General features: G+C 67.2%; 9 protein-coding genes. 6 read left to right on the forward strand and 3 right to left on the reverse strand.

Translation table 11 applies throughout. The features are described 5' to 3' along the window. From rsxG to H610_RS0115100, 4 genes are all read left to right on the forward strand, one after another. Nucleotides 1-756 carry an electron transport complex subunit RsxG gene (gene rsxG, locus H610_RS0115085; protein WP_201768373.1) on the forward strand — a complete coding sequence of 252 codons (756 nt, stop codon included), beginning with the start codon at nucleotides 1-3 and terminating at the stop codon, nucleotides 754-756. After that, nucleotides 753-1,466: an electron transport complex subunit E gene (locus H610_RS0115090; RefSeq protein ID WP_028240451.1), complete on the forward strand. Its 714-nt coding sequence runs from the start codon at nucleotides 753-755 to the stop codon at nucleotides 1,464-1,466. The genes rsxG and H610_RS0115090 overlap by 4 nt, the downstream gene beginning before the upstream one ends. A 70-nt stretch (nucleotides 1,467-1,536) precedes the next feature. After that, nucleotides 1,537-2,175: an endonuclease III gene (gene nth, locus H610_RS0115095; protein WP_028240452.1), complete on the forward strand. Its 639-nt coding sequence runs from the start codon at nucleotides 1,537-1,539 to the stop codon at nucleotides 2,173-2,175. A 111-nt stretch (nucleotides 2,176-2,286) separates the two neighbouring features. Then, a complete protein-coding gene (locus tag H610_RS0115100; RefSeq protein ID WP_028240453.1) occupies nucleotides 2,287-2,469 on the forward strand; it encodes a PA3496 family putative envelope integrity protein in 183 nt (60 codons plus the stop codon). Nucleotides 2,470-3,034: 565 nt separating this feature from the next. On the opposite strand, the gene gloA is transcribed toward H610_RS0115100, so the two are convergent. The 3 genes from gloA to H610_RS0115115 form a co-directional block, all read right to left on the reverse strand. Continuing rightward, entirely contained in the window at nucleotides 3,035-3,427 is a 393-nt protein-coding gene (gene gloA / locus H610_RS0115105; RefSeq protein ID WP_028240454.1) for a lactoylglutathione lyase, read from the reverse strand. Between the two features lie 153 nt (nucleotides 3,428-3,580). Continuing rightward, entirely contained in the window at nucleotides 3,581-4,798 is a 1,218-nt protein-coding gene (locus H610_RS0115110; RefSeq protein WP_028240455.1) for an argininosuccinate synthase, read from the reverse strand. Between the two features lie 98 nt (nucleotides 4,799-4,896). Further along, on the reverse strand, nucleotides 4,897-5,802 hold the full coding sequence (locus tag H610_RS0115115; protein WP_028240456.1) for a flagellar protein MotY: 906 nt from the start codon (nucleotides 5,800-5,802) through the stop codon (nucleotides 4,897-4,899). Nucleotides 5,803-6,307: 505 nt separating this feature from the next. On the opposite strand from H610_RS0115115, the gene pyrC reads away from it, so the two are divergent. Both pyrC and rnt read left to right on the forward strand, forming a co-directional pair. Then, the gene (gene pyrC / locus H610_RS0115120; RefSeq protein ID WP_028240457.1) at nucleotides 6,308-7,351 is read left to right on the forward strand and encodes a dihydroorotase; all 1,044 of its coding nucleotides are present in this window, start codon (nucleotides 6,308-6,310) and stop codon (nucleotides 7,349-7,351) included. After that, nucleotides 7,348-8,022, forward strand: coding sequence for a ribonuclease T (rnt, locus tag H610_RS0115125; RefSeq protein WP_028240458.1), 675 nt, complete (start codon nucleotides 7,348-7,350; stop codon nucleotides 8,020-8,022). Before pyrC ends, rnt begins: the two co-directional genes overlap by 4 nt. Nucleotides 8,023-8,493: the final 471 nt, after the last annotated feature.

Consider the following 8,493-nt stretch of genomic DNA (forward strand, 5'->3'; position numbering starts at 1 on the left):
ATGCTGCCGGAAATCACCCGCTCCATGGCCCGCAACGCCCTGGTCCTCGGCCTGTTCGCGGTGGTCACGGTGGGCGCGGTCACCCTGTTGCGACAGGCCACCGCCGAGCGCATCGAGGCCGCCGGACGGGCCGCCCAGGTCCGCGCGCTCGGCCAGCTGCTGCCGCCCGGCAGCTACGACAACGACCTGCTCGCCTACAGCCGGCTGCTGCAGGACCCGCTGCTCGGCGGCAGGACCGCCCAGCCGGCCTACCTGGCGCTGCACGAGGGCCGGCCGGCCGCGGTGATCCTCAGGGCCACCGCGCCGGACGGCTACAGCGGCGCCATCCATCTGCTGGTCGGCATCCGAGCCGACGGCCGGATCGCCGGCGTGCGCGTGCTCGAACATCGTGAAACCCCGGGGCTGGGGGACAAGATCGAGGCGGGCAAGAGCGACTGGATCCACGGCTTCGCCGGCCGTTCGCTGGCATCGCCGGCCGCCGAGGGCTGGGCGGTGAAGAAGGACGGCGGCCGGTTCGACCAGTTCGCCGGCGCCACCATCACCCCGCGCGCGGTGGTGGGCGCGGTGCATCGCACCCTGCAGTACTTCGACGCGAACCGGCAGGTGCTGCTCGACCCGGCGGCCTACGGCGCCGGGACCGACACGGGTTCGGTAGCCACCGAGCGTCCGGAAGCGACCCGACACACCCGCGCCGGCGACGAGGCGACCCGTGACGACCTGCGCGCCGGCCAACCGAGCGAGGACGAGCCCCGATGAGCACTCCGAGCCTTCGCCAGCTGAGCCTCGACGGCCTGTGGAAGAACAACCCGGCGCTGGTCCAGCTGCTCGGCCTGTGCCCGCTGCTGGGCGTGAGCAACTCGGCGGTCAATGCGCTGGGCCTGGGGCTGGCCACCATGCTGGTACTGGTCTGCTCCAACCTGGCGGTGTCACTGGTGCGCGGCGTGGTCACGCCCGCCGTGCGGCTGCCGGCCTTCGTCATGATCATCGCCGCGCTGACCACCTGCATCGAGCTGCTGACCCAGGCCTACACCTACGAGCTGTACCAGGTGCTCGGCATCTTCATTCCGCTGATCACCACCAACTGCGTGATCCTCGGCCGCGCCGACGGCTTCGCCGCCAAGCACGGTCCGCTGGTCGCCGCGTACGACGGCCTGGCCATGGGCCTGGGTTTCGCCCTGGTGCTGCTGGTGCTCGGCGGGTTGCGTGAGCTGGCCGGCACCGGCGCGCTGTTCGCCAACATGCACCTGCTGTTCGGCCCGGCCACCGCGGATTGGAAGCTGACCCTGTTCGACGGCTACGACGGCTTCCTGCTGGCCATCCTGCCGCCCGGCGCGTTCATCGTGCTCGGCCTGCTGATCGCCCTGAAGAACCGCATCGACCACCACCTCGCCGAGCGCCGCAAGGCCGCTCAGCCCGCCCCGCCCACCGCCAGCCGCCGCGTGCGCGTCACCGGAGTGATCGAATGACGGCCGGGGCGAGAACCACACGCCGACTGCCTGTTGCCTGCCGCCTGAAGCCTGGAGCCGCCTTTTTGCAATGAACGCCGCCAAACGCCTGGAAATCTTCCGCCGCCTGCACGAGGACAATCCCGAGCCGAAGACCGAGCTGGCCTACAGCACGCCCTTCGAGCTGCTGATCGCGGTGATCCTCTCCGCCCAGGCCACCGACGTCGGGGTCAACAAGGCCACCGCGCGGCTGTTCCCGGTCGCCAACACGCCGGAGGCGATCCATGCGCTGGGCGTCGAGGGGCTGTCCGAGTACATCAAGACCATCGGCCTGTACAACAGCAAGGCAAAGAACGTCATCGAGACCTGCCGCATCCTCATCGAGCAGCATGGCAGCCAGGTGCCGCAGACCCGCGAGGCGCTGGAAGCGCTGCCGGGCGTCGGCCGCAAGACCGCCAACGTGGTGCTCAACACCGCCTTTCGTCAGCCGACCATGGCCGTTGACACCCATATCTTCCGCGTCGCCAACCGCACCAACATCGCGCCGGGGAAGAACGTGCTGGAGGTCGAGCGCAAGCTGGTGAAGTTCGTGCCCAAGGACTATCTGCTGGACGCCCACCACTGGCTGATCCTGCACGGGCGCTACGTCTGCCAGGCGCGCCGGCCACGGTGCGGCAGCTGCCGGATCGAGGATCTTTGCGAGTACAAGCACAAGACCTCGGACGATTGATCCGGCGGTGAAAACCACCGGCCATGATTGAAAAAATCTTTTTTACGGCTTCGGGCTTTGTCGCTATAAGGTGCGCCATCAGTGCCCCCGTTGTAGCCGGAGTACCCCCAAGTGGCCGAAAAAGAAGACATTGAAATCGAAGACGATTTTATTGCCGAAGACGACGAAGAAGCGGCGGCCGAGGCCCCCGTCGAAGTCGCCAAGACCAACCTGACCAAGCGGCGCATCATCGACAACCTGCTCGAGGAACGCCGGCTGCAGAAGCAGCTCAACGACTACGATTTCGACATCTGACATCTAAAGAAAAGCCCCTTCACAGGGGCTTTTCTTTGGTTCATCGCGCTTTCTCGGGAAGCCAGGCTTGATACCGGACTGGCACGTTTGAGTGCTTGAATGAAAGCCCTGCTTTCATTCCGGTTCATACGCCCCTTGAACGCTTGGTTTCGCCCTGCTGGGCGACTAGAAAGCCGATCCTCCAGGCGACTCGGACTCCATTCCCCGTCAGGAGGCCGAGTGGAGGTGTCGCGCAGGGGGACGCGAGGCAGGGACGCCGAGCGAGGAACGAAGGGGCAGGGACGCCCCTTCGTGACGGCCCCCGGAGCGGCGCCGGAGCGAGGGAAGTCTGGCCGCGCAGCGGCCAGACCCGGATGTCGGGTGCCCTCTTCTTTGGTTACTTTCTTGTTGGGCAAGTAACAAGAAAGTGACTCGGCCGGGGGGCCGAAACCAGGGGTATCAGTACACGCGGTAATCGCCCTGATCTCCGGGGTGCCAGCCTGAACGAGGCAGGACCCCGCCCAAACTCGCCAGTCCGGGATCAAGCCAGATGTCCCCAGGAAACGCGAAGACCTTTTCTTTGCGTTCAGTCCGCCCGCTGGGGCGACAGCAGCTCGATCTTGTAGCCGTCCGGGTCCTCGACGAAGGCGAGGATGCTGGTGCCGTGCTTCATCGGGCCGGGTTCGCGGGTGATCTTGCCGCCGCGGGCGCGGATGTCCTCGCAGGCCTTGTAGACGTCTTCGACCTCGAGGGCGATGTGACCGTAACCGGTGCCCAGGTCGTAATGGTCGACGCCCCAGTTGTAGGTCAGCTCGATCACGCTGTTGTGCGCCTCATCGCCGTAGCCGACGAAGGCGAGCGTGAACTTGCCCTCCGGATAGTCCTTGCGGCGCAGCAGGGTCATGCCGAGCACTTCGGTGTAGAAGGCGACGGATCGGTCCATGTCGCCGACGCGGAGCATGGTGTGCAGCAGTCTCATGGGTGTTCTCCTCACGGCTGAAAAACGAACCCCGGCTCGTCGACCGGGGTCTTGTAGTTTCCGGGGAAGGGCCTGCGCACATCCCTCATCCGGCCCTGCGGGCCACCTTCTCCCGGAGGGAGAAGGGAGAGTGCGCGCCTCCCCTACCGAACCTCAATACAGCTTGCGGCCCTTGCCCGCGGCGATGCGCATGCGCAGGGCGTTGAGCTTGATGAAGCCCGCCGCGTCGGCCTGGTCATAGGCGCCGGCATCGTCCTCGAAGGTGGCGATGTTGGCGTCGAACAGCGAATCGCCCGACTTGCGGCCGACCACGATGACGTTGCCCTTGTAGAGCTTCAGGCGCACCACGCCGTTCACGTTGGCCTGGGAGGCGTCGATCATCTGCTGCAGCATCAGGCGCTCCGGGCTCCACCAGTAGCCGGTGTAGATCAGGCTGGCGTACCTGGGCATCAGCTCGTCTTTCAGGTGCGCAACCTCGCGGTCGAGGGTGATGGACTCGATGGCGCGGTGGGCCTTGAGCATGATGGTGCCGCCGGGAGTCTCGTAGCAGCCACGGGACTTCATGCCGACGTAGCGGTTCTCGACGATGTCCAGACGGCCGATGCCATTCTCGCCGCCGACGCGGTTCAGCTCGGCGAGCACCTGCGCCGGGGTCATTTCCTTGCCGTCGATGGCGACGATGTCACCGGCCTTGTAGGTCAGCTCGATATATGTCGGGGTGTCCGGTGCGTTTTCCGGCGACCTGGTCCAGCGCCACATGTCCTCTTCGTGCTCGGTCCAGGTGTCTTCCAGCACGCCGCCCTCGTAGGAGATGTGCAGCAGGTTGGCGTCCATCGAGTACGGAGACTTCTTCTTGCCGTGGCGCTCGATCGGGATGGCGTGCTTCTCGGCGTAGTCCATCAGCTTCTCGCGCGACAGCAGATCCCATTCGCGCCAGGGGGCGATGACCTTGACGCCCGGCTTGAGCGCGTAGGCGCCGAGCTCGAAGCGGACCTGGTCGTTGCCCTTGCCGGTGGCGCCGTGGGAGATGGCGTCGGCGCCGGTCTCGTTGGCGATCTCGATCAGGCGCTTGGCGATCAGCGGGCGGGCGATGGAGGTGCCCAGCAGGTACTCGCCTTCGTAGACGGTGTTGGCGCGGAACATCGGAAAGACGAAGTCGCGGACGAATTCTTCGCGCAGGTCGTCGATGTAGATCTCCTTGACGCCCAGGGCCTGAGCCTTGGCGCGGGCCGGCTCGACCTCCTCACCCTGCCCGAGGTCGGCGGTGAAGGTCACCACCTCGCAGTTGTAGGTGTCTTGCAGCCACTTGAGGATCACGGAGGTGTCCAGGCCACCCGAGTACGCCAGGACCACCTTCTTAACATCGGCCATTGCCATCCACTCCGAACGGGGTTGCGAAAAGCGCAATTCTACTGGCCGCGCCGCCTCTTTCACAGGGGCGGATGGCCTCCCCGCAGGATCGTACGGCCTCAGGGCGCGGGCGGTGCCTCGGCGGCGGCGCTGGCCGGCGCGGGCACGCTCGCCGGGGCGCGGTCGAGGTTCAGGGTGACGCGTCGGTTCCTGGCGCGGTTCGCCTCGCTGGTATTGGGCACCAGCGGGTAGCGCTCGCCGTGGAAGCGCAGGGTGATCTGCTCGGCGGGCACGCCCTGGCTGATCAGGTACTCCTGCACCGCCAGCGCGCGGCGCCGCGACAGGTCGCGGTTGGCCAGGCGATTGCCGCTGTTGTCGGAATGCCCGTCGAGCTGGAAGCGGTTGATGGTCGGATCGGCCTTGACGTAGGCCAGCACGATGTCGAGCTTGGCACGACCCGCGGCATCCAGCTCGATGGCGTTGGTCGGGAAGGCTACCTGGGTCTGGCGGACCTGATCGTAGTTCACCGGCAGCAGCTTGGCGGTACAGGCCAGGTAGTCCTCGTAGGCCTTGCCGAAACGGGCCGGCGACAGCCGCACCTCCAGCGGGTCGCCACCGTTCAGGGTGCGGTGACGCACCACCGGGCTGCGCCCTTCCAGCAGCCCGACGAGCAGGCGACCGGCCTGCAGCCGGCTGCTGTTGAACGGCGTGTCGCCGCTGCCGATCGACACCGGCCCGAGGTTGAGATCGCTGCGCTCCGGCTGCCAGGGCGCCGCTGCCGCCAGCAGGGTCGCCGAGCCCGCGCCGAACCAGCGCTCCGGCGTCTTGAGCCGGAAGATCGCCTCCTCGCCCGCCCGGCGCACGAACTCGCCGGAGCCGAAGCCGGCGATTGGCTGCGACAGGCGACATTCGAACTGATCGCCTTCCACCTGCCATTGCACCCGCTCCAGACGCGTCTGGAAGGTGATGGCAGCCGCCTGCTGGCTCGCCAGCAGGCCGATGAGAAGACAGCTTCGAAGGCGCACGACGGCTCCGGAGTCGAAAGGGGTTCTAGGGAGGTATCGGTGCCGACGCGGAAAACTTAAGGCTTCGGGTCGATTCCGGCGGTTGGTCACCGTGGAGCGCGCGGCGCACTCGACGCCTGACAGGCCTGCGGAGTGCAGCAGCGCCGACGCGCCTGTGGGCGCAACTGTCTTGATCTCGGGACGAGTCCCGATCGCCGCTCGCAGCCACGGTCGCTCGGCCGCAATCGCCGCGAGGGCGCGCAATCCACAGGGATGTGGTGAATGCCGCAAGCCCGTTGGGAACGGGCGCGGCCTCCCACCGGATTCGGCGGGCACCCTTTGCTTGTGGGAGGCCCGCCTCCGGGGCGATGCGCGTTCCGTGGGGGCTCGGCAGCGAAGGGAAGTCCGAACCGGGCTGCGCCTCGCTCGATATGAGCAACGACCAACCAGTGGCCAGACCACTGCGACGTGCCGCCGCGGGCCAATTCCGGTAGCATTCCTGCACGTTTTATAGCCAGGTGTACCCATGACCGACCGACTGACCCTGCTGCGCCCAGACGACTGGCACATCCATCTCCGCGACGGCGCCGCCCTGCAACACACCGTGGAGGCGGCCGCACGCCAGTTCGCCAGGGTGATCGTCATGCCGAACCTGGTGCCGCCGGTGCGCAACGTCGAGCAGGCCGCCGCCTACCGCGAGCGCATCTTCACGGTGCGCCCGGCCGGCAGTCGCTTCGAGCCGCTGATGACGCTCTACCTGACCGACAACACCGGTCCCGAGGACATCCGCCAGGCCGCCGCCAGCGGCTTCGTGCATGCGGTCAAGCTCTACCCGGCCGGAGCGACCACCAACTCCGGTTCCGGCGTCACCCGCATCGACAACGTCTTCGCCGTGCTCGAGACGATGGCCGAGGTCGGCATGCCGCTGCTGGTGCACGGCGAGGTCACCCGCCCGGAAATCGATGTGTTCGACCGGGAAAAGCAATTCATCGACGAACATCTGAGCCGCGTGGTCGAGCGCTTCCCGACGCTGAAGGTGGTGTTCGAGCACATCACCACCCGCGAGGCGGCGCAGTTCGTACTCGGCAGCGGGCCGAACGTCGGCGCCACCATCACGCCGCAGCACCTGCTGTACAACCGCAACCACCTGCTGGTCGGCGGCATCCGCCCGCACCTGTACTGCCTGCCGGTGCTCAAGCGCAACGTGCACCAGGAAGCCTTGCTCGATGCCGCCACCAGCGGCAATCCCAAGTTCTTCCTCGGCACCGACTCGGCGCCGCACGCCCAGCACGCCAAGGAAAGCGCCTGCGGCTGCGCCGGCTGCTACAGCGCCCATGCCGCGATCGAGCTATACGCCGAAGCGTTCGAGTCGCGCGGCGCGCTGGACCGCCTGGAGGCCTTCGCCAGCCATCATGGCCCTGACTTCTACGGCCTGCCGCGCAACACCGACAGCATCACCCTGGTGCGCGAACCCTGGACCGTACCGGCCGAGCTGCCGTTCGGTGAACACCCGCTGGTCCCGCTGCGTGCTGGCGAGACCCTGCAGTGGCGAGTGGAGACAAACGCATGAGCGAAGACTCGTTCGAAGACGAACTGGACGGTGCCTTCCCGGGCGACACGCGCCACCCCATGGCGCGTCGCTTCCGCGGCTATCTTCCAGTGGTGGTGGACGTCGAGTGCGGTGGTTTCAACTGCACCACCGACGCGCTGCTGGAGATCGCCGCGGTCACCATCGCCATGGACGAGCAGGGCCTGCTGTATCCGGAGGAACCGCAGTTCTTTCGCATCGAGCCCTTCGCCGGCGCCAACATCGAGGCCGCGGCGCTGGAATTTACCGGCATAAAGCTGGACCACCCGCTGCGCATGGCGGTGGCCGAATCGCACGCGCTCGGCGAGATCTTCCGCAACGTGCGCAAGGCGGTGAAATCCAACGGTTGCAAGCGCGCCATCCTGGTCGGGCACAACAGCAGCTTCGACCTGGGCTTCCTCAACGCCGCGATCGCCCGCTGCCAGCTCAAGCGCAACCCCTTCCACCCCTTCTCCAGCTTCGACACCGCCACCCTGGCGGGCCTCGCCTACGGCCAGACCGTGCTGGCCAAGGCCTGCCAGGCCGCCGGCATCGAGTTCGATGGCCGCGAAGCGCATTCGGCCCGCTACGACACCGAGAAGACCGCGGAACTGTTCTGCGGCATCGTCAACCGCTGGAAGGAAATGGGCGGCTGGGACGACTTCGACAACTGACGTCCTCGCACGTCATCTTGTAGGAGCAGGCTCTGCCTGCGACCCGGACCTGCATGCACCGCCCCGCGCACATGCCGGCGCTGGCCGGTAACCACGCGAGAGGCACAGGCGCGGGCAACTGGGCCCCGGCCTGCGCCGGGACGCCGGTAGTTTCACTGCCCCTTGTAGGAGCAGGCTCTGCCTGCGACCCCGGCCAGCACCAAACCAGCTCCCCTCTCCCTCCGGGTGAGAACTGGTTCGCTCGTGCAAGCACCCTCATCCGGCCCTACGGGCCACCTTCTCCCGCAGGGAGAAGGGAAAGCCTGCGCGACCTCGGCGCTCCGGCCAGCACCAAACCAACGCCCTCTCCCTCCGGGAGAGGGCTGGGGTGAGGGCCGGTTCGCCCGGTGCAAGCGCCCCTCAACCGGCCCTGCGGGCCACCTTCTCCCGCAGGGAGAAGGGAAAGCCTGCGACCTCGGCGCTCCGGCCAGC

Origin of the sequence: Stutzerimonas azotifigens DSM 17556, from assembly GCF_000425625.1 — a bacterium.
Classification (GTDB): Bacteria; Pseudomonadota; Gammaproteobacteria; order Pseudomonadales; family Pseudomonadaceae; genus Stutzerimonas; species Stutzerimonas azotifigens.

Coding starts and splice junctions, on each gene's coding strand:
- rsxG (WP_201768373.1), top strand. CDS start 1: ATGCTGCCGGAAATCACCCGCTCCATGGCCCGCAACGCCCTGGTCCTC.
- H610_RS0115090 (WP_028240451.1), top strand. CDS start 753: ATGAGCACTCCGAGCCTTCGCCAGCTGAGCCTCGACGGCCTGTGGAAG.
- nth (WP_028240452.1), top strand. CDS start 1,537: ATGAACGCCGCCAAACGCCTGGAAATCTTCCGCCGCCTGCACGAGGAC.
- gloA (WP_028240454.1), bottom strand. CDS start 3,427: ATGAGACTGCTGCACACCATGCTCCGCGTCGGCGACATGGACCGATCC.
- H610_RS0115110 (WP_028240455.1), bottom strand. CDS start 4,798: ATGGCCGATGTTAAGAAGGTGGTCCTGGCGTACTCGGGTGGCCTGGAC.
- pyrC (WP_028240457.1), top strand. CDS start 6,308: ATGACCGACCGACTGACCCTGCTGCGCCCAGACGACTGGCACATCCAT.
- rnt (WP_028240458.1), top strand. CDS start 7,348: ATGAGCGAAGACTCGTTCGAAGACGAACTGGACGGTGCCTTCCCGGGC.